Origin of the sequence: Roseateles sp. 22389 (genome assembly GCF_052044995.1) — a bacterium.
Taxonomy (GTDB): Bacteria; Pseudomonadota; Gammaproteobacteria; order Burkholderiales; family Burkholderiaceae_C; genus Roseateles.
In genome coordinates, this window is the sequence record NZ_JBQEOF010000020.1 from 14144 (window position 1) to 33164 (window position 19021).

A 19021-nucleotide genomic window follows, 5' to 3' on the forward strand; every position below is an offset into this window, starting at 1 on the left:
GTCACATACGACAAAGGCGAACCGGGGTTCGCCTTTGCGCCGCGGCATTCTAGCCTCGGGTTTGGTGGGCGCTGACGGTCTCGAACCGCCGACCTACTCCGTGTAAAGGAGCCGCTCTACCAACTGAGCTAAGCGCCCGGGAACTGGTCAGTTCACGGCGTCCTTGAGGGCCTTGCCCGGACGGAACTTCGGCACCTTCGCCGACTTGATCTTGATCGCCTCGTTCGTGCGCGGGTTGCGGCCGGTGCGCGCGGCGCGCTTCGTGACGCTGAAGGTGCCGAAGCCCACCAGCGACACCGTCCCGTTCTTCTTGAGCGTGGTCTTCACACCGCCGATCACGGCTTCCAGCGCACGCCCCGCGGCGGCCTTGGAAATGTCCGCCTGCTTGGCGATGTGCTCGATCAATTCGGACTTGTTCACGAAGGTACCCCCTCATTGGTTTGCCAGGCCGCCGAACGGCGCGGGAAGCGGATTCTAGACGCATTGCCCTCGGGCCCCGACAAGGGGGAAGTCCCGATACAAGCGGGGGGACGGCTCAGCGCACCTTGGCGCGGATCTCGGGCAGCGCCTTCTGCAGGTAATAGACCATCGACCAGATGGTCAGCACCGCGGCCAGGTAGATCAGCCAGGTGCCCCACGCGGCGGTGTTGATCACGCCGAACAGCGTGCCGTTGAAGAGCAGGAAGGGAATGGCCACCATCTGCACCGTGGTCTTGAGCTTGCCCAGCATGTGCACGGCCACCGAGCGCGACGCGCCGATCTGCGCCATCCACTCGCGCAGCGCGGAGATGGCGATCTCCCGCCCCACGATGACCAGCGCCACCAGCGCGTCGACACGGCCCTGCTCCAGCAGCACCAGCAGCGCCGCGCAGACCAGGAACTTGTCGGCCACCGGATCCAGGAAGGCGCCGAAGGACGAGGTCTGGTTGAGCTTGCGCGCCAGGTAGCCGTCCGCCCAGTCGGTCAGGGCCACCGTGATGAACAGGACGGTGGCCAGCAGGTTTTGATGGGCGGGCGTCATCTGCAGGTGGAACACCCCGACGATCAGCGGGATGGCCACGATGCGGGCCCAGGTCAGCAGGGTTGGCAGCGTCCAGAACATGGGCGGCATTGTGGCCCAGGTTCCAGGCGGCGAACCGTCGGCTGTCGCTTAATCGTCCAGCGTGCGCGGCTTGAAGCGGCGGTCGTCGTCGAAGAGGAAGACCTCGACGAACTTCCAGGGCTTGGGTAGCCGGCTCACGTCGCCGAAAGGCGCGGCACGGCGCACGGCCGCGATGGCGACCTCGATGGTGTCCTCGGCCTGGCTCGGCTTGCGCAGCACGCGGATGTGCCGGATGGAGCCGTCCTGGTTGAGTTCGATCTCCAGCACCGGGATCGCCAGCAGTTGGGGCGGCACCTCGCCCATGTAGGTGCCGTCCGGATTGGCGGCCACCATGCGCTCGGCCGCCTGGCGCCGCAGCGCCTCGTGAGAGCTCACCGCGCGCGGCGCGGGCAGCGGCAGGCCGCGGCGCGCGACCGGCGCGGCGGGCGCCGCGGGCGTCACCGCCGCCTCCGGCGCGGCGGCCGGTGGCTGGGCCGGAGGCCGCGACGGCGCCTGCGGCGCGGGCGCCCCGCAGGCGGCCAGCATCAGCGCGAGCGCCACCTTGGCGCCCCAGCGCGCCGCGTCCCTCCCGGGGATCCGATCGATCGTTGTCATGACTCCATTCCCAACCCACCGCGCCGCATTCAATGCAGCGCGCGATAAATGTCCTCGGCGAGCTCGCGCGAGATGCCCTTGACGCTGCACAGCTCCTCGACGCTCGCCCCCGCCACGCCGCGCACGCCGCCGAAACGCTGCAGCAGCTGCGCGCGCTTCTTCGGTCCCACGCCCGGCACGTCCTCCAGCCGCGAGCCGCCGGTGCGGATCGACGCCCGCTTGGCCCGCATGCCGGTGATGGCGAAGCGGTGGGCCTCGTCCCGGATCTGGGCGACCAGCATCAGCGCCGCCGAATCGCGGCCCAGGTAGACCTTCTCCCGCCCGTCGGCGAAGACCAGTTCCTCCAGTCCGACCTTGCGGCCCTCGCCCTTCTCGACGCCGACGATCAGGCTCAGGTCGACGCCGAGTTCCTCGAAGACCTCGCGCGCCATCGACACCTGCCCCTTGCCGCCGTCAACGAGGACCAGGTCCGGCAGACGACCGGTGCCATTCTGTGCGGCCTCGGCCATCTTGCTGTAACGGCGTGTCAGCACCTGCCGCATCGCCGCGTAGTCGTCGCCGCCGGTGATGCCCTCGATGTTGAAGCGCCGGTACTGGCTGCTCTGCATCTGGTGGCCCTCGAAGACGACGCAGGACGCCTGCGTCGCCTCGCCGGCGGTGTGGCTGATGTCGAAACACTCGATGCGGAACTTGTCGAGCTCGGTGACGCTGAGGTCCAGCGCATCCACGAGCGCGCGCGTGCGCGCCTGCTGGGAGCCCTCCTCCGACAGCAGCCGCGCCAGCGCGATCTCGGCGCCCTTGACGCACATCTCCTGCCAGATGCGGCGCTGGCCGCGCGGCTGCGCCTGCGTGGTGACGCGATAGCCGGCCTGCGCGCTCAGCGCCTCGGCCAGCGCCGGATCGACCGGCTCCGACAGCACCAGCAGCGAGGGCACCGCCATCTCGAGGTAGTGCTGGGCGATGAAGGCCTCCAGGACCTGGCGCTCCGGGCTCGGCGGCGCGGGGCGCTGGGCCGCGCCACCGGCGGCGCCCTCGCCCGCCGCCGAAGCGTCCAGCTCCGGCAGATCGTCGTCGTCGAGCAGCTGAACCGCCGTCGCGTCGTCGACGTGTTTCGGGAAGTAGGCCCGGTCGCCCAGATGCCGACCGCCGCGCACCATCGCCAGGTTCACGCAGGCGCGTCCGCCCTGCAGCTTCACCGCCAGGATGTCGACGTCCCGATCGCGCCCGGTGGCGCTGTTCTCGTCGACGGCCTGCTGCTGCAGCACCTTCGACAAGGCGGTGATCTGGTTGCGGATGCCGGCGGCCTGCTCGTACTCGAAGCGCTCGGCGTGGCTCATCATCTGCGCCTGCAGCGCGTCCAGGACCTCCTGGGTCTCGCCGAGCAGGAAGCGCTCCGCGTTGCTGACGTTGCGACGGTAGTTGTCGTTCTGGCCCTCGGGCACGCAGGGGCCAGTGCAGCGGTGGATCTGGTGCAGCAGGCAAGGTCGGCTGCGGTTGTTGAAGACGGTGTCCTCGCAGGTCCGCAGCTGGAAGACCTTCTGGATCAGCTGGATCGATTCCTTCACCGCCCAGGCGCTGGGGAACGGGCCGAAGTAGCGATGGCGCCGGTCGACCGCGCCGCGGTAGTAGCTGATGCGCGGCCAGGCGTGGCCCGACAGGCGCAGGTAGGGATAGCTCTTGTCGTCGCGGAACAGGATGTTGAACCGCGGGTTGAGCGCCTTGATCAGGTTGTTCTCGAGCAGCAGCGCCTCGGCCTCGGTGCGCACCACCGTGGTCTCGAGCCGCGCGATGCGCGCCACCATCATCCCGATGCGCGTGCCGCCGTGGTCCTTCTGGAAATAGCTCGAAACGCGCCGCTTCAGGTTCTTGGCCTTGCCGACGTAGAGCACATGGTCCTGCGCGTCGAAGTAGCGGTAGACGCCCGGCAGCGCCGGCAGCGCCAGCACCTCGGCCAGCAGCCGGTCGCGGACCGCGCGGGCGGCGCGCTCCATGTCGGCGACGCGGCGGGACTCGGCCGCCTCGATGGCTTCGGACTGGGCGTTCCACGCCTCGGCGTGGGACGGCGGCGGCGCGGCGGGCGCATCGGTTGCAGCCGGCGCATCGGCGCGCGGGGGCTCCGCGGGGACGGTCGGGGAAGAAGGCTCCGGCACTTCGCTGGCGCCGGCGGGGGTCGTGCTCATGGGGCGCGATTGTGCCGCCGGATAATTCCGCGATGCCCGACGCCCTCGCCGAATCCGCTTCCCCCGAGCAGTCTCCTGACACGATGAGCTGGGACATCTTCTGCCGCGTCATCGACAACTACGGCGATCTCGGCGTCTGCCTGCGGCTGGCGCGCGACCTGGCCCGGCGCGGCGAGCAGGCGCGGCTCTGGTGCGACGACCTGTCGCCGCTGGCCTGGATGCAGCCGGAGGCCGTCCCGGGCCTGAGCTGCCGACCCTGGGACGAGAGCTTGGGGGCGGCGCCGGGCGACGTCGTCGTCGAGACCTTCGGTTGCGAGCTGCCCGCGCCCTTCGTCGCCGCGATGGCCGCGCGGTCCGTCCGGCCGGCGTGGATCAACCTCGAATACCTCAGCGCCGAAAGCTACGTCGAGCGCAGCCATGGACTGAAGTCGCCGCAGTTCTCCGGACCGGGCGCTGGACTCGACAAGTGGTTCTTCTATCCCGGCTTCAACGATCGCACCGGCGGCCTGATCCGGGAGCCCGGGCTCCTCGACGCCGTCACCGCGCATCACGGCGACGCCTGGCGCGCGGCGCGCGGCTGGGGCCGCCGGCCCGGCGAGCGGGTGCTGAGCCTGTTCGCGTATCCGCAGGCGCCGCTGGCGCCCTTGCTCGAGGCGCTCGGTCCCGGCTGGCTGCTGCTGCTCTGCCCCGGGGCGGCCCAGAGCGCCGTGCCGGCCTTGCTGCGCGACGGGCAGCGCGCGCTCGCGCTCCCTCATCTGACGCAGGACGGTTACGACCAGTTGCTCTGGTCCTGCGACCTCAACCTCGTGCGCGGCGAGGACTCCTTCGTGCGCGCGCAATGGGCCGGCCAGCCGATGCTGTGGCAGATCTACTTCCAGGACGATGGCGCGCACGGGCCGAAGCTGGAGGCCTTCCTGGACGCCGCGCTGGCAGGCGCCGAGGGCCGGTGGGCCACGAACTGGCGCGCCCTGTCGCGCGCGTGGAACGGGCTGGGGCCGTGGACGCCGGCCTGCGCCGAGGCCCTGCGCGAGCGGCCGGCCGCCGTCGCGCAGGCGCGCGCATGGCGTGCCGAATTGGCGGCGCAAGTGGATTTGACCTCGCGGCTGCAGGCCTTTGCCCGGCGCGCGAGTGGCGCGTGACAGGCCTTTCGAGCTAGAATGCGCGGCTTTTCGCGTTCTGAACGCGCGGTTCCCCGAACCAGCGCCGAACGCCTCACACCGCCGGAACAGTTCGGATCTCCAAGCATCCAAGTGACTGTGCCCGGACCCAATCTCCCGGAATCATCATGAAGATCGCTCAAGAAATTCGCGCCGGCAACGTGATCATGCACGGCAAGGACCCCATGGTCGTGCTGAAGACCGAATACAGCCGCGGTGGCCGCAATGCCGCGACGGTGCGCATGAAGCTGAAGAGCCTGCTGAACAACTCCGGCACCGAAGTCGTCTTCAAGGCCGACGACAAGATGGACCAGATCATCCTCGACAAGAAGGAGTGCACCTACTCCTACTTCGCCGACCCGATGTACGTGTTCATGGACACCGAATACAACCAGTTCGAAGTCGAAGCCGAGAACATGGGCGACGCCATCAACTACCTGCAGGACGGCATGGAAGTGGAAGTGGTGTTCTACGACGGCAAGGCGATCTCGGTGGAACTGCCCACCAGCGTCGTGCGCGAAGTGACCTGGACCGAGCCGGCCGTCAAGGGCGACACCTCGGGCAAGGTCCTGAAGCCCGCCAAGATCGCCACCGGTTTCGAAATCCCCGTGCCCATCTTCGTGGCCCAGGGCGACAACATCGAAATCGACACGCGTACCCACGAGTACCGCAAGCGCGTCTGAGCGATGCCGGAGCCGGCACCGGCTCCTCGCCCAACAAAAAAGCAGCCCTCGGGCTGCTTTTTTTGTGGCCGCGTCTTGTTGCCGCGTCGCGGGGCGCCCCCGGTCGACCGCCAGGCTCAGGCGGCCACCTGCCGCGCCTTGCTCTTCTTCGACTTGGCCGTGGCCAGCTTCTTCGAACCGGTCTTGCCTGCCGACGAAGCGTGCTGCGCCGTCTGCTTGGTACCGGACTTCCTGGCGCCCGACTTCTTCGCGGTAGCGTGCGACTTGCCGCCGGACTTCGCCGTCTTGCCGGCAGTTTTGCCAGCGGTCTTGCCAGTCGTCTTCCCCGTGGCCTTCCCCGCCGTCTTGTGCCGGGTGCCCGACTTCGTGGACGTCGCGGACTTGTCCGACTTCGCAGCCGTGGCGGCGGGCGCGGTGGCCGGCGCGGCCATGTCGGCGTGCGCGGCGGGGATCGGCGCCGTGGCCGGCGGGACCGGCTGGGGCTGCGGCTGGCCTTGCGCCTGCGCGAGGGTGCTCAGCAACACGGTGCCCAGGGCGGCGATCAACGACTTCATCAAGTGGTCCTTCTTCGAGGCGCGCCGGCGCGCAGGCCAGCGCTCATGGGAATGATCAGCGAGTCTAGCCGCGCGCCGGTCAAGGCCGCGTCAAACGAACTCACCCCGACGTAACCATTTGGTGGCGACCCACTTCTCGCCCTCGACGACGGGCGCGCCGCCATGCAGCGTCAGCGTGCTGGGATCGGGCCGGTCGTAGCTGAAGAAGACCGCATTGCCCTTCTGGGCCATGACGTCGAGCTTGATGTCCGGGAAGACCGTCGCGCCGCCGCGCGCCGGCGTGTTCAGGTACATCACCAGCGTCGCGACGCGCTGGCCGCCTCGCTCCAAAATCGCCTTGCTGCTCGCGTGTCGCGGGTCGAAGTAATCGTAGTGCGGCTGGTACTCGGCGCCGACGCGATAACGCAGCACCTGCAGGCCCTCGCCGTTGCGCAGCGGCCAGTTCAGCAGCGTCGCGATGCGGCGCTCGATGCGGGCGACGACCTCGTTCTCGCCGCGCTCGAAGAACATGCCCTCGCTGGTGCGCGCCGAGTTCACTTCGCTGCCCTCGCGCTGCGCCGCCACCGTCTCCGAGCGCGCCAGCCGGGCACCCGCCGCGGCGACCATCGCGTCGCATTCCTGGGCGCTCAGCAGGTTGCCGAACACGATCACCCGTGGCCGCTGCAGCGCCATCAGGATCTCGACGCGGTGGCCGTCGGGCAGCAGCACGCTGCGCTGGTCGGTCAGGTCCGGTTCGGGCAGCGAGCCCGGCTCGATCGCCGGCTCGGGCAACTCCGGCAGCGTCAGCGGCGGCTCAAAGGGCCGGTGCTCGGCCAGCGCCTGCTGCGCCATGTCGGGCTGCCAGCCGCTGGTCAGCATGGCCTGATACAGCGCCTCGCGCGTGATGCCATTGCGCAACTGCGCGGCCACCCAGTCGCGCAGTTCAGGCGTGAGGTATTGCGAATTGCTCATGGTCGCAACGGTATCAAACTGATCGGTGTCTGCCTGTATCCCGGTGTGCCAGCTCAGTCAGCGACGCGGCGGCGGAACACCAGCCGATCCGGCTCGCTGGCCTCGGGCGCGTAGGCGTAGCCGTCGACCGCGAAATCCTGCAGCCCCGCCGGCGTGCCGATCCGGTGCTGGATCGCATACCGGGCCATCAGGCCCCGCGCGCGCTTGGCGAAGAAGCTGATGATCTTGTAGCGGCCGCCTTTCCAGTCCTCGAACTGGCACTCGATGACCCGCGGCTTCAGCACCTTGCGGGCGGCGGCCTTGAAGTACTCCTGCGAGGCCAGGTTCACGATCACCGGCGCCGACAGCTGCGCGCACTGCGCGTTCAGGTGCTCCGCGATGATGTCGCCCCAGAAGGCGTAGAGGTTGCCGCCGCGCTCGTTCTTCAGCGCGGTGCCCATCTCGAGCCGGTAGGGCTGCAGCCGGTCCAGCGGCCGCAGCACGCCGTAGAGCCCCGAGAGGATCGCCAGCTGGCGCTGGGCCCACTGCAGATCATCGACCGACAGCGTCGCGGCCTGCAGGCCGTCGTACACGTCGCCATTGAAGGCCAGCACGGCGGGCTTGCTGTTCCTGTCGGTGAAACGCGTCGACCACGCGTGGTAACGGGCCACATTCAAGGTCGCGAGCGACTCGGAAATGTCCATCAGGCCGCCGATGTCGGCCGCCGTCTTGGTCTTGAGGACCCCGATCAGCTCGGCCGCCTGGGACACGAAGTGGGGACGACCCGCCAACGCGGCCAGCGCCTCGGGCGTGGGGGTGTCGTAGTCCAGGGACTTCGCGGGGGAGATCACATACAGCATGGGGGCGGATTGTCGCGCGTCCGGGGCGCAAGACCTGTCACCAGGCCGCCGGATGAACGAAGGCCGCCCTGGGGCGGCCTTCATCGGTGGTTCGCGACGCCTTGCGACGTCCCGCGACGCTCAGCGGGCGAGCAAGGCGTTGATCGCCGTCACGTCCTCGGGACGCAGTTGGCCGGACGCCTGGCGCAGCTTGAGGCTGTTCACCAGCACGTCATAGCGGGCCTTGGCCAGGTCGCGCTGCGTCGTGTAGAGCTGGGTCTGGGCGTTCAGCACGTCCAGGTTGACCCGCACGCCAACTTTGTAGCCCAGCTGGGTCGCCTCCAGCGCCAGCTTCGACGAGGCCTCGGCCGCCTCGTAGGCCTTCACCTGCGCCTGCAGCGACTGCACGCCGAAGAACGCGCGCTTGGTGCCTTCCTCGACGCTGCGGCGGGCGAAGTCCAGGTCGTTGCGGGACTTCTCCTCCAGCGCGACCGTCTCCTTGATGCGGTTGGTGATCGCGCCACCGCTGTAGATCGGCATGTTCAGCGCGACGCCGACCGAGGCGTTCTTGAGGTTGCCGGTGTACTGCACGCCCTCGCCGGTGGAGCGCTGCACGCCGAGCTGCGCGGTCAGGTCGACCGTCGGCAGGCGCGCGCCCTTGGCGCGTTCGATCTCGTAGCGCGCGATGTCCAGGCCCAGCTGGGCCTTGCGGATCGCCGGATGACCGCCTTCGGCCTGGCTGACCCACGGATCGACCGTGGACGGCGCCACCGGCGGCAGCACCACCGGCACGGCCAGCGGACGCGGCTCGACGCCGACGCGCCCCACCAGCTGGTCCAGCGTGACGCGCTTGACGCGCAGGTCGTTGTCGGCGGCCAGCTCCTGGGCGGTCGCCAGGTCGTAGCGGGCCTGCGCCTCGCGGGTGTCGGTGATGGTCGCGGTGCCGACCTCGAAGTTGCGCTTGGCCGAAGCCAGCTGCTCCGCGATCGCGGCCTTGTTGGCGCTCGAGGTCGAGAGCGTGTCCTTGGCCGCCAGCACGTCGAAGTACGCCTGCGCGACGCGGACGATCAGGTCCTGCTCGGCCGTGGCGAGGTCCGACTCGGCCACATCGACGCCCAGTCGGGCCTGGTCGATCGAGCCCTGGTTGGGACGGTTGAAGACGGCGTACTTGGCATTCAGGCCGGCATTGGTGACGGTGTTGCCGAAGCGGTCGCGCTGCACGCCGCTGCCGGGCGGGTCGAGTTCCGAGCGCGTCGAGCTGACGCCCACGCCGACCGAGGGACGCGCCAGCGCCAGCGCCTGGCCGTAGCGGTATTGCGCCGATTCCGCCGTCGCCCGCGCCGCCAGGTAGGTGGCGTCGTAGGCGCGGGCCGCGTCGTACAGCTCTTGCAGGCTCTGCGCCTGGGCCGCCCCGGCCATCAGCGCGAGCGCCGCGGCCAGGAGCGAAACCCGCGGCAGGCGGGAGATCGGAGACGTACGGCGTTCAGCGGCCATGAGGCTTCCTCGTGTCGATGTGATGTTCTTCGGAGCGATCCAACTGCGGACCGGCCGCGGACGTGCCGCGGCCGGTATCCAGGTCCAGGGCACCCGCCGGTCGATCGCCGCCGACCCGGCTCCGGTGCCGGGCGAGGTTATAGATCACCTCGCCCCCCTGTCTCGAAAGAAATGCGACGACTTGCAGTCTTCGCACCCCGTGACGGCAATAACGCGCGATGGGCTGCCAGCGCCCCGCCCGCCGCGCGCCCTCCGCTCAGAACGTGAAATGCGATCCGGTGTCGAAACCGTCCAGGCGCTGGACGACGGTCTCGAACAGGTTCTTGGTCGTGAACTCGCGCTCGCCGGTGCGGGTGATGATGCGCGCGCTCATCGCGGGCTCGTCGCCGACGATCACACCCATGCGGCCGCCGATCTTGAGCTGGTCCAGCAGCGCCTGCGGCGCCTGCGGCACCGAGCCGGACAGCAGGATCACGTCGAACGGCGCCTCGCCGGGCAGGCCCTTGACGCCGTCGCCCTCGACCACCGTCACGTTCAGCACGCCATTGCGGCGCAGCGCGTCGCGGGCGGCGCCGCCCAGCGCGGCGTCCTTCTCGACGCTGAAGACCTGCTGCGCCTTGTGGCCCAGCAGCGCGGCCATGTAGCCGCTGCCGGTGCCGATCTCGAGCACCTTCTCGTGGCGCTCGATCTGCAGCTCCTGCATCCAGCGGGCCTCGACCCGCGGGGGCAGCATCTTCTGGCCATTGGCCAGCGGCAGCTCGACGTCGGTGAAGGCCACGTTGCGGTAGGCGGCGGGCACGAAGTCCTCGCGCTTGACCACGGCCAGCAGGGCCAGCACCGAGGGATCCAGCACATCCCACGGGCGGATCTGCTGTTCGATCATGTTGAAGCGGGCTTGTTCGAAGTTCATGTTCAGTCCTCTGGCGGCCCCCTTGGCGCGCCGAATGCGGGCGGTATTCTAGGCGGGCGACCGGGGTGGGGCCGGATGGCGCGGGCGGTTGAGGAGTCCCTCGAACATCAGCTCGAGCTGCAGCGACAGCACCTGCTCCGGCGTGCACTTGTGGTCGTGGGTCACGCCGGCCGCGCCGATCGAGTGCTCATGCAGCACCAGGTGCAGCATCGGCCCGATCAGCACCATCACCGCCGCATCCGGATCGACCTCGCGGAACTCGCCCGAGGCGACGCCGCGGCGCACCACCTCTGCCAGCAGCTCGCAACAGGGATCGATGACCTCGTCGTTGTAGAACGCGGCCAGCTCCGGGAAGTTGCGGGCCTCGCTCATCATGATCTTGTGGATGCCGCCGGCCGGCGTCCGGCCCAGGCGCTCCCACCAGGTCCACAGCATCCAGGTGAGCAGCTCCGCCATCGAGCCCTGGTGCTTGGCGAGCTCGGAAATCCCTTCCGCGATCTTGCTGCCGAGGGCCTCGCGCACCACCGCCTTGAAGAGCTCCTCCTTGGAGGGGAAGTAGAGGTAGAGCGTGCCCTTGGAAACCCCCGCCTTGGCGGCCACTTCCTCCGAACGGGTGGCGGCGAAGCCCTTCTCGACGAACAGCGACAGCGCGGCTTCGAGCAGCTCCTGCGGACGCGCCTCTTTGCGCCGCTGTCGGGCGGAGGACGGCGCGGAGCTGTCGGTCTTGGCGGAAGCGCGAGGCATGGGGGGATGGAGGACTGCTAACTGACTAACCGGTCAGTAATGTAGCGGCGCGCTTTCAGCCCGGTCAAGCCGGCAGTACCCGCCGCGCGCGGCGTCCCCTGGCCAGGCGACGCCCCGCATGACGGCGTGGCGGCACCGTCACGCGCCCCTCACGCCGGAGCGCCCACATCAATGCTGCGCTGCGGCAAACCCTTCCCGAGCCAGGGCTATGATCCGCGCCGACCGCCTCCGGACCCGAGCGAGGCGGCATTCTGGAGTCGTAGTTTGGACACTGTGCTGCTGATCAAGGCCGCGATCATGGGGATCGTGGAGGGCCTGACCGAATTCCTGCCGATCTCGTCGACCGGCCACCTGATCCTCACGGGCGCGCTGCTGGGCGGCTTCGAGGATGCGCGGGGCAAGGTCTTCGACATCGCGATCCAGACCGGCGCGATCCTGGCCGTGATCATCGTCTACTGGCAGCGCCTGCGCGACACGGCCGCCGGACTGGGCAGCGACGCCCGCGCGCGCCGCTTCGTCCTCAACGTCGCGATCGGCTTCCTGCCGGCGGTGGTCCTGGGCCTGCTGTTCGGCAAGGCGATCAAGGAACACCTGTTCACCCCGGTCGTGGTGGCCAGCACCTTCATCATCGGCGGCGTGATCATCCTGTGGGCGGAACGCCGCCAGCAAAGCGCCGTGCGCATCCACGAGGTCGACGACATGAGCCCGCTGGACGCGCTCAAGGTCGGCCTGGTGCAGTGCCTGGCGATGGTGCCGGGCACCAGCCGCTCGGGCGCGACCATCATCGGCGGCATGCTGCTGGGCCTGTCGCGCAAGGCGGCGACCGATTTCAGCTTCTTCCTGGCGATCCCGACGCTGATCGGCGCCGGCCTGTACAGCCTCTACAAGGAGCGCTCGGTGCTGTCGACCGGCGACATCCCGCTGTTCGCGGTTGGCCTGTTCTTCTCCTTCGTCAGCGCCTGGATCTGCGTGCGCTGGCTGCTGCGCTACATCGCCAGCCACAGCTTCGTGCCCTTCGCCTGGTACCGGATCGCCTTCGGCATCGTGGTGCTGGTCACCGCCTACACCGGCCTGATCGTCTGGGCCGAGTGAGCGCCGCCCGGCCCGGCACGCTGCGAAGCTGACGCCCCGATGACGCGTTCCCCCGGATGGGGAACGCGTCCACCCCTGCGGGGGGATGGCCGAACGCCTAAAATGCCGGCCTTATGACCATCACGATCAAGACCGGCGCCGACATCGACGCCATGCGCATCGCCGGCCGTCTGGCGTCCGAGGTGCTGGACATGCTGACCCCGCACGTCAAGCCGGGCGTCACCACCGACCACCTCGACAAGCTGGCCCACGACTACATCGTGAATGTCCAGCAAGGCATCCCCGCCCCGCTGAACTACCAGCCGCCGGGCTACACGCCGTACCCGAAGTCGATCTGCACCTCGATCAACCACCAGGTCTGCCACGGCATTCCCAACGACCGCCCGCTGAAGAACGGCGACATCGTGAACATCGACGTCACCGTCATCAAGGACGGCTGGCACGGCGACACCAGCCGCATGTTCGTCGTCGGCGAGGGCTCGATCGCGGCCAAGCGGCTGTGCTCCTTCACCTACGACGCGATGTGGAAGGGCATCCAGAAGGTCAAGCCGGGCGCGCGCCTGGGCGACATCGGCCATGCGATCCAGACCTTCGCCGAGAACGCCGGCTTCAGCGTCGTGCGCGAGTTCTGCGGCCATGGCATCGGCCAGAAGTTCCACGAGGAGCCCCAGGTGCTGCACTACGGCCGCCCGGGCACGCTCGAGGAGCTGGTGCCGGGCATGGTCTTCACCATCGAGCCGATGATCAATGCCGGCCGGCGCGAGATCCGCGAGATGGGAGACGGCTGGACCATCGTCACCAAGGACCGCTCGCTGTCGGCGCAGTGGGAGCATACGGTGCTGGTCACCGAGACCGGCTTCGAGATCCTGACGCAGTCGGCCGGCACGCCGCCGCCGCCGGCCTTCGTCGCGCCGCAGGCCGTCCCGGCCTGATCGCGGCGGACCGCGCATGAACGCCAGGACGCCGGGCGAGGCCGGCGCATCGCCGGCCGCGGCGCCCTCCGACGCCGCCCCGCTGACCGTCGCCGATCTGCGCCAGCGCTTCAAGGCCGGCAAGCAGCAGCTGTTGGAGGACTTCGCGGCCGCCAAGGCCAGCGTCGCCGCCGCCACGCGCTTGATGCGCCTGCTGGCCCGGCATGTCGACGGCACGCTGCAGGCGCTCTGGACGCATTCCGGCATCGCCGCCGCGGCGCCGGAGGCCGCGCTGGTCGCCGTCGGCGGCTACGGCCGCGGCGAGCTGTTCCCGCATTCGGACGTCGACGTGCTGGTGCTGCTGCCCGATGCGCTGCCGGGCGGTTTGATGCCCGACCAGCCCGGCCCGCTGAAGCAGGCGATCGAGGCCTTCATCACCGCCTGCTGGGACATCGGGCTGGAGATCGGCTCGTCGGTGCGCACCGTGCGCGAGTGCCTGGACGAGGCCGCCGGCGACGTCACCATCCAGACCGCGCTGCTCGAATCGCGCTGGCTGGCCGGCTCGCGGCCACTGGTCAAGCGCTTCGACAAGGCTTTCCGCGAGGCGGTCGATCCACGCGCCTTCATGCGCGCCAAGACGCTGGAGATGCGCCAGCGCCACACGAAGTACGAGGAAACGCCCTACGCGCTGGAGCCCAACTGCAAGGAAAGTCCCGGCGGCCTGCGCGACCTGCAGGTGCTGATCTGGATCGCGCGCGGCGCGGGCCTGGGCCGGACCTGGTCGCAGCTCGCGGCCAAAGGCCTGATCACGCCCTTCGAGGCCCGCCAGCTGCAGCGCAACGAAGGCGTGCTCAAGAGCATCCGCTGCCAGCTGCACCTGGCGGCGAAGCGGCGCGAGGACCGGCTGGTCTTCGACCTGCAGACGGCGGTGGCGGAGCGCTTCGGCTACGAGTCGACCCGCTCGCTGCGCGCGTCCGAGAAGCTGATGCGTCGCTACTACTGGGCGGCCAAGGCGGTGACGCAGCTGAACCAGATCACGCTGCTCAACCTGGAAGACCAGATCAACGGCACGCGGGGCAACGAACCGCGTCCGGTCAACGACCGCTTCCTGGAGCGCAGCGGCATGCTGGAGATCGCGGCCGACGACCTCTACGAGCGCGAGCCGCACGCCATCCTCGAGACCTTCCTGATCTACCAGCAGACGCCCGGCATCAAGGGGCTGTCGGCGAAGACGCTGCGCGCGCTCTACAACGCGCGCGGGCTGATGAACAGCGCGTTCCGGCGCGATCCGGCCAACCGCGCGATGTTCATGCGCGTGCTCGAGGAGCCGCAGGGCCAGACGCACGCGTTCCGGTTGATGAACCAGACCTCGGTCCTGGGGCGCTACCTGTGGGTGTTCCGGCGCATCGTCGGGCAGATGCAGCACGACCTGTTCCACGTCTACACGGTGGACCAGCACATCCTCATGGTGCTGCGCAACATCCGCCGCTTCTTCATCCCCGAGCACACCCACGAGTACCCCTTCTGCTCGCAACTGGCGGCGCAGTTCGACCGCCCTTCCCTGCTCTACATCGCGGCGCTGTTCCACGACATCGCCAAGGGACGCGGCGGTGACCACTCGGACCTGGGTGCGGTCGAGGCGAGGCGCTTCTGCCGCGCGCACGGCCTGCCCAAGGCGGATGCGGCGCTGGTGGTGTTCCTGGTCGAGCATCACCTGACGATGTCGCGGGTGGCGCAGAAGGAGGACCTGTCCGATCCCGAGGTCATCCAGCACTTCGCGCAGCTGGTGAAGGACGAACGCACGCTGACGGCGCTGTACCTGCTCACCGTGGCCGACATCCGCGGCACCGGCCCCAAGGTCTGGAACGCGTGGAAGGGCAAGCTGCTGGAGGACCTCTATCGGCTGACGCTGCGCGCGCTGGGCGGCGCGAAGCTGAACATGGCCGCCGAGATCGAGGCCCGCAAGCAGGAAGCGCGGCAGGAGCTGGCCCTGAAGGCGCAGCTGCCGGGCACCGAGGACGCGCTGTGGAAGACGCTGGACCTGAGCTACTTCGCGCGCCATGACGCGCCGGACCTGGCCTGGCACGCGCGGGCGCTGTGGCGCCATGTCGCGAGCGCCGAGCCGGTGGTGCGGGCGCGCCCGTCGCCGGTCGGCGAGGGCCTGCAGGTGCTGGTCTACGCCAAGGACCAGCAGGACCTGTTCGCGCGCATCTGCGGCTACTTCGACGGCGCGGGCTTCAACATCCTGGACGCCAAGGTGCACACCACGCGCAGCGGTTATGCGCTGGACACCTTCCAGGTCATCGCGCCCGAGCTGGACCTGCACCATCGCGACCTGACCGCGCTGGTGGAATCCAAGCTCGGCCAGGCGCTGGTCGCGCAGGGCCCGCTGCCGGAGCCGCGCAAGGGGCGGCTGTCGCGCCGGGTGAAGAGTTTCCCGTTCACGCCACGCATCTCGCTGCGCCCGGATGAACGCGCGCAGCGCTGGCTGCTGTCGGTCAGCGCGACCGACCGCGCCGGCCTGCTGTACGCGATCGCGCGCGTGCTGGCGCGGCACGGCATCAACCTGCAGCTCGCCAAGGTCTCGACCCTGGGCGAGCGCGTCGAGGACACCTTCCTGCTCGATGGCGCGGCGCTGCAGCAGAGCCGGATGCAGCTGCAGATCGAGAGCGAGCTGCTGGACGCGCTGTCGGTGCAGTGAGGCGATGAGCCAATACCACGTCATTGCGTCGGCCGAGGCTTTCGCGCGGCTCGACGGTTTCAGCACGGTCATCGACGTGCGCTCGCCGGCCGAGTTCGCCGAGGACCGCCTGCCGGGCGCGGTGAACTGGCCGGTGCTGGACAACGACGAGCGCCGCATCGTCGGTACGCTCTACAAGCAGGATCCGCTGGAGGCGCGCAAGGTCGGCGCCGCGATCGTGGCGCGCAACATCGCCGCCCATCTGGACGCGAACCGGGCGCTGATGCAGAAGCATTGGCGGCCGCTGGTCTATTGCTGGCGAGGCGGGCAGCGCTCGGGGGCGATGAACTGGTTCCTGAACCAGATCGGGTTCAAGTCGCTGCAGCTGGTGGGGGGCTACAAGGCCTTCCGCGGCGAGGTGATCCGGACGCTGGCCGAGCTGCCGGCGCGCTTCGATTTCGTGGTGCTGTGCGGGCGGACCGGCTCGGGCAAGACGCGCTTGCTGCAGGCGCTCGCGGGCGCGGGGGCGCAGGTGCTCGACCTGGAGGCGCTCGCGCGTCATCGCGGATCGGTGCTCGGCGCCCTGCCCGACCAGGCCCAGCCGAGCCAGAAGGCCTTCGACACGGCGCTGTGGCAGGCGATGGTGCGGCTCGACCCGGCGCGGCCGGTGTTCGTCGAGAGCGAGAGCCGCAAGATCGGCGGCGTGCAGTTGCCGGAGCCGCTGCACCTGCGCTTGCGTCAGCAAGGGCGCTGCGTGTGGATCGACATGGCGGAGGCCGGGCGCGTGCAGCTGCTGCTGGAGGACTATGCGCACTTCCGGTCCGACGCGGAGGGCTTCAATGCGCTGATCGCGGGTCTGGTGACGCTGCGCGGTCGCGAGCGCGTGGAGCGCTGGCAAGGGATGGCGCGGAGCGGGCAATGGGCTGAGCTCTTCGGGGAGCTCATGCGCGATCACTATGACCCTGGCTACGAACGGTCGCTGACCAACCACTTTCCGCAGTTGAGCTCGGCGCCGCGCATCAGCCTGGAAGACAGCGGCCCCGGCAGCACCGGTCAGGCGGTGCAGGCACTGCTGGCCATCGCTGGCGCATGACCCTCTCTCGCGGCCTGCGACGAGCCCCCTCACCCTAACCCTCTCCCCCTCGCGGGGGAGAGGGGATCACTCGCCCTCGCAAAAGGGTGGTTCGCGGGGGGATGGATTGGGAGGGGATGATTCGAGAGAGGGATAGCTCGCGAAGGGCCGGCAAGAGGATCACTCGGGATAGCTCGCGAGGGGCTGATGCGTGCCGAGCACTCCCTCGCCCCGCTTGCGGGGAGAGGGCGGGGGTGAGGGGAAACCGTGCCGTCAGACGGCCAGCAGTTCCACCTCGAACAGCAGCGTCGCATGCGGCGGGATCACACCGCCGGCGCCATACGCGCCATAGCCCAGTTCCGACGGAATCACCAGGAAGCGGGTGCCGCCGACCTTCATGCCCTGCACGCCCTCATCCCAGCCCTTGATGACTTCCCCGGCGCCGAGGTGGAAGCGGAACGGATCCCGGCGGTCCTTGGACGAATCGAACTTGCGACCACGCTGCCCGTCCTTGTAGAGCCAGCCGGTGTAATGCACGGTCACGCGCTTGCCGGCCTCGGCCACGGCGCCCTCGCCGGTGGTGACGTCCTCGAACTCGAGGCCGCTGGCGGTCTTGGTCAGCTGGTTCAGCGTGATCGGCTCGGCGCCGCCGGAGACGCCCAACAGTTCCACCTCGAACATCAGCGTCGCGTTCGGCGGAATCACGCCGCCCGCGCCGCGCGCGCCATAACCGAGTTGCGGCGGGATCACCAGGACCCGGGTCCCGCCGACCTGCATGCCCTGCACGCCTTCATCCCAGCCCTTGATGACCATGCCGCCGTCGAGCTCGAACTCGAAGGGCTCGCCGCGGTCCTTGCTGGAATCGAACTTGGCGCCCTTCTGGCCGTCCTTGAACAGCCAGCCGGTGTAATGGACCTTCACGTCCTGGCCGGCACGGGCCGTGGCGCCGGTGCCCGGCGTGGTGTCGTCGTATTGCAGGCCGCTGTCGGTCGTTTTCATCGAAGGATTCCTTGAAAGGGGATGTCCGCAGACATCGGGAACGCAAAGGCGTGATCATGCCAGCCGCCGGACCGCCCGGCCGTGCCACGGGTTCACGCACGGGCTGGACGCGGCGCGGCCGAGCCTCAGGGCTGGCGGGCCGGCCACGCGGCCACCGCGCGCTCGAGCCACTCGGGCATCGTCCGCGCCGGCAGGGCCGGCAGGCCCAGGCGCTCGCCGGCACGGCGCAGCGAGGCAAGCGGGTCGCCCAGGTCCAGCGCCCGGGCGCCGTTCTGCTTGGACAGCTTCTCGCCGTTGTCGCCCAGCACCAGCGGCGTGTGCAGGTAGCGCGGGCGCGGCAGGCCCAGCAATTCCTGCAGCCGGATCTGCCGGGGCGTGTTGTCGGCCAGGTCCTCGCCGCGGACCACGTCGGTCACGCCCTGCCAACCGTCGTCGACGACGACCGCCAGCTGATAGGCCCACAGCCCGTCGGCGCGTTTCAGGACGACATCGCCCACCTCGTCCGTCAGGTCCTGCGACTGCGGCCCGAGCCGGCGGTCCTGCCAGGAGATGTACAGCGGCGCCTGCGCGTCACTGCCCTCCCCGACGCCGGCGGTGCTGCGCAGACGCCAGGCGCGCGCCGGCTTGCCGTGCAGGCCATGGCGGCAGGTGCCGGGATAGACCAGCTCGCCATGGCGCTCCCGCAGCCCGCCGCGCGCCGCGATCGCCTCGGCGATGTCCTTGCGCGAGCAGCCGCAGGGATAGGCCCAGCCGGCGGCGACCAGCCGGTCGAGCGCCGCCTGGTAGGCCGCACCGCGCCGGGACTGCCACACCGGCGGCGCGTCCGGCAGCAATCGCACCTGGGCGAGCTGCGACAGCACCATCGCATCGGCACCGGCCGGACAGCGCGGCCCGTCGACGTCCTCGATCCGGATCAGCCAGCGTCCGCCATGCGCCCGCGCATCGAGCCAGCTCGCCAGCGCGGCCACGAGCGAGCCCTCATGCAGCGGCCCGGTCGGCGATGGCGCGAAGCGGCCCACATACCTGCCGGCGCGGCGGCCATCGCCGCGATCGCCTTGATCAACGTGATCGACGCCAGCA

The 19021-nt window shown here is 69.6% G+C and carries 18 protein-coding genes, 1 tRNA gene and 1 pseudogene; 6 read left to right on the forward strand and 14 right to left on the reverse strand.

Annotated elements, in window-relative coordinates:
• Positions 1 to 62: 62 nt before the first annotated feature.
• From ACTJKJ_RS22105 to uvrC, 5 genes are all read right to left on the reverse strand, one after another.
• Positions 63 to 138, reverse strand: a tRNA-Val gene (locus tag ACTJKJ_RS22105).
• Between the two features lie 9 nt (positions 139 to 147).
• A complete protein-coding gene (locus ACTJKJ_RS22110; protein WP_067270581.1) occupies positions 148 to 420 on the reverse strand; it encodes an HU family DNA-binding protein in 273 nt (90 codons plus the stop codon).
• Positions 421 to 535: 115 nt separating this feature from the next.
• On the reverse strand, positions 536 to 1102 hold the full coding sequence (pgsA, locus tag ACTJKJ_RS22115; protein ID WP_091733749.1) for a CDP-diacylglycerol--glycerol-3-phosphate 3-phosphatidyltransferase: 567 nt from the start codon (positions 1100 to 1102) through the stop codon (positions 536 to 538).
• A gap of 48 nt (positions 1103 to 1150) precedes the next feature.
• The gene (locus ACTJKJ_RS22120; RefSeq protein ID WP_440822090.1) at positions 1151 to 1696 is read right to left on the reverse strand and encodes a hypothetical protein; all 546 of its coding nucleotides are present in this window, start codon (positions 1694 to 1696) and stop codon (positions 1151 to 1153) included.
• Between the two features lie 29 nt (positions 1697 to 1725).
• Entirely contained in the window at positions 1726 to 3876 is a 2151-nt protein-coding gene (uvrC, locus tag ACTJKJ_RS22125; RefSeq protein WP_440822092.1) for an excinuclease ABC subunit UvrC, read from the reverse strand.
• Between the two features lie 32 nt (positions 3877 to 3908).
• Between uvrC and earP the strand changes: the two genes are divergently transcribed.
• A complete protein-coding gene (earP, locus tag ACTJKJ_RS22130) occupies positions 3909 to 5015 on the forward strand; it encodes an elongation factor P maturation arginine rhamnosyltransferase EarP (RefSeq protein WP_440822094.1) in 1107 nt (368 codons plus the stop codon).
• 146 nt (positions 5016 to 5161) lie between these two features.
• Complete coding sequence (gene efp, locus ACTJKJ_RS22135; RefSeq protein WP_091733741.1) at positions 5162 to 5716, forward strand: elongation factor P; 555 nt, start codon at positions 5162 to 5164, stop codon at positions 5714 to 5716.
• A 116-nt stretch (positions 5717 to 5832) separates the two neighbouring features.
• Here the strand turns inward: efp and ACTJKJ_RS22140 are convergent, their stop codons facing one another.
• From ACTJKJ_RS22140 to ACTJKJ_RS22165, 6 genes are all read right to left on the reverse strand, one after another.
• Entirely contained in the window at positions 5833 to 6270 is a 438-nt protein-coding gene (locus ACTJKJ_RS22140; protein ID WP_440822096.1) for a hypothetical protein, read from the reverse strand.
• A gap of 90 nt (positions 6271 to 6360) precedes the next feature.
• Positions 6361 to 7221 (reverse strand): 2OG-Fe(II) oxygenase, encoded by an 861-nt coding sequence (locus ACTJKJ_RS22145; protein ID WP_440822098.1) that lies wholly within the window; start codon positions 7219 to 7221, stop codon positions 6361 to 6363.
• A 53-nt stretch (positions 7222 to 7274) separates the two neighbouring features.
• Complete coding sequence (gene yaaA / locus ACTJKJ_RS22150) at positions 7275 to 8060, reverse strand: peroxide stress protein YaaA (protein ID WP_440822100.1); 786 nt, start codon at positions 8058 to 8060, stop codon at positions 7275 to 7277.
• Between the two features lie 120 nt (positions 8061 to 8180).
• Positions 8181 to 9533, reverse strand: coding sequence for a TolC family outer membrane protein (locus tag ACTJKJ_RS22155; RefSeq protein WP_091733733.1), 1353 nt, complete (start codon positions 9531 to 9533; stop codon positions 8181 to 8183).
• Positions 9534 to 9789: 256 nt separating this feature from the next.
• Positions 9790 to 10443, reverse strand: a complete 654-nt coding sequence (locus ACTJKJ_RS22160) for a protein-L-isoaspartate O-methyltransferase family protein (protein ID WP_440822103.1) — start codon at positions 10441 to 10443, stop codon at positions 9790 to 9792.
• Positions 10444 to 10491: 48 nt separating this feature from the next.
• Positions 10492 to 11187: a TetR/AcrR family transcriptional regulator gene (locus ACTJKJ_RS22165; RefSeq protein WP_183480053.1), complete on the reverse strand. Its 696-nt coding sequence runs from the start codon at positions 11185 to 11187 to the stop codon at positions 10492 to 10494.
• Positions 11188 to 11451: 264 nt separating this feature from the next.
• On the opposite strand from ACTJKJ_RS22165, the gene ACTJKJ_RS22170 reads away from it, so the two are divergent.
• From ACTJKJ_RS22170 to mnmH, 4 genes are all read left to right on the forward strand, one after another.
• A complete protein-coding gene (locus tag ACTJKJ_RS22170; RefSeq protein WP_147243002.1) occupies positions 11452 to 12279 on the forward strand; it encodes an undecaprenyl-diphosphate phosphatase in 828 nt (275 codons plus the stop codon).
• A 113-nt stretch (positions 12280 to 12392) separates the two neighbouring features.
• Positions 12393 to 13211 (forward strand): type I methionyl aminopeptidase, encoded by an 819-nt coding sequence (map, locus tag ACTJKJ_RS22175; RefSeq protein ID WP_091733726.1) that lies wholly within the window; start codon positions 12393 to 12395, stop codon positions 13209 to 13211.
• Between the two features lie 16 nt (positions 13212 to 13227).
• Positions 13228 to 15891: a [protein-PII] uridylyltransferase gene (locus ACTJKJ_RS22180; RefSeq protein ID WP_440822106.1), complete on the forward strand. Its 2664-nt coding sequence runs from the start codon at positions 13228 to 13230 to the stop codon at positions 15889 to 15891.
• 4 nt (positions 15892 to 15895) lie between these two features.
• Positions 15896 to 16963 carry a tRNA 2-selenouridine(34) synthase MnmH gene (gene mnmH / locus ACTJKJ_RS22185; protein WP_183491878.1) on the forward strand — a complete coding sequence of 356 codons (1068 nt, stop codon included), beginning with the start codon at positions 15896 to 15898 and terminating at the stop codon, positions 16961 to 16963.
• 252 nt (positions 16964 to 17215) lie between these two features.
• Here mnmH and ACTJKJ_RS22190 read toward each other — a convergent pair whose 3' ends face one another.
• The 3 genes and pseudogenes from ACTJKJ_RS22190 to gluQRS form a co-directional block, all read right to left on the reverse strand.
• The gene (locus ACTJKJ_RS22190) at positions 17216 to 17563 is read right to left on the reverse strand and encodes an FKBP-type peptidyl-prolyl cis-trans isomerase (RefSeq protein WP_147241905.1); all 348 of its coding nucleotides are present in this window, start codon (positions 17561 to 17563) and stop codon (positions 17216 to 17218) included.
• Between the two features lie 33 nt (positions 17564 to 17596).
• Positions 17597 to 17941 (reverse strand): annotated as a pseudogene (locus ACTJKJ_RS22195) (FKBP-type peptidyl-prolyl cis-trans isomerase); the annotation flags it as partial.
• Between the two features lie 125 nt (positions 17942 to 18066).
• Complete coding sequence (gene gluQRS, locus ACTJKJ_RS22200) at positions 18067 to 18960, reverse strand: tRNA glutamyl-Q(34) synthetase GluQRS (RefSeq protein WP_440822201.1); 894 nt, start codon at positions 18958 to 18960, stop codon at positions 18067 to 18069.
• Positions 18961 to 19021: the final 61 nt, after the last annotated feature.

Coding starts and splice junctions, on each gene's coding strand:
- pgsA (WP_091733749.1), bottom strand. CDS start 1,102: ATGTTCTGGACGCTGCCAACCCTGCTGACCTGGGCCCGCATCGTGGCC.
- ACTJKJ_RS22120 (WP_440822090.1), bottom strand. CDS start 1,696: ATGACAACGATCGATCGGATCCCCGGGAGGGACGCGGCGCGCTGGGGC.
- uvrC (WP_440822092.1), bottom strand. CDS start 3,876: ATGAGCACGACCCCCGCCGGCGCCAGCGAAGTGCCGGAGCCTTCTTCC.
- earP (WP_440822094.1), top strand. CDS start 3,909: ATGCCCGACGCCCTCGCCGAATCCGCTTCCCCCGAGCAGTCTCCTGAC.
- efp (WP_091733741.1), top strand. CDS start 5,162: ATGAAGATCGCTCAAGAAATTCGCGCCGGCAACGTGATCATGCACGGC.
- ACTJKJ_RS22140 (WP_440822096.1), bottom strand. CDS start 6,270: ATGAAGTCGTTGATCGCCGCCCTGGGCACCGTGTTGCTGAGCACCCTC.
- ACTJKJ_RS22145 (WP_440822098.1), bottom strand. CDS start 7,221: ATGAGCAATTCGCAATACCTCACGCCTGAACTGCGCGACTGGGTGGCC.
- yaaA (WP_440822100.1), bottom strand. CDS start 8,060: ATGCTGTATGTGATCTCCCCCGCGAAGTCCCTGGACTACGACACCCCC.
- ACTJKJ_RS22155 (WP_091733733.1), bottom strand. CDS start 9,533: ATGGCCGCTGAACGCCGTACGTCTCCGATCTCCCGCCTGCCGCGGGTT.
- ACTJKJ_RS22160 (WP_440822103.1), bottom strand. CDS start 10,443: ATGAACTTCGAACAAGCCCGCTTCAACATGATCGAACAGCAGATCCGC.
- ACTJKJ_RS22165 (WP_183480053.1), bottom strand. CDS start 11,187: ATGCCTCGCGCTTCCGCCAAGACCGACAGCTCCGCGCCGTCCTCCGCC.
- map (WP_091733726.1), top strand. CDS start 12,393: ATGACCATCACGATCAAGACCGGCGCCGACATCGACGCCATGCGCATC.
- ACTJKJ_RS22180 (WP_440822106.1), top strand. CDS start 13,228: ATGAACGCCAGGACGCCGGGCGAGGCCGGCGCATCGCCGGCCGCGGCG.
- mnmH (WP_183491878.1), top strand. CDS start 15,896: ATGAGCCAATACCACGTCATTGCGTCGGCCGAGGCTTTCGCGCGGCTC.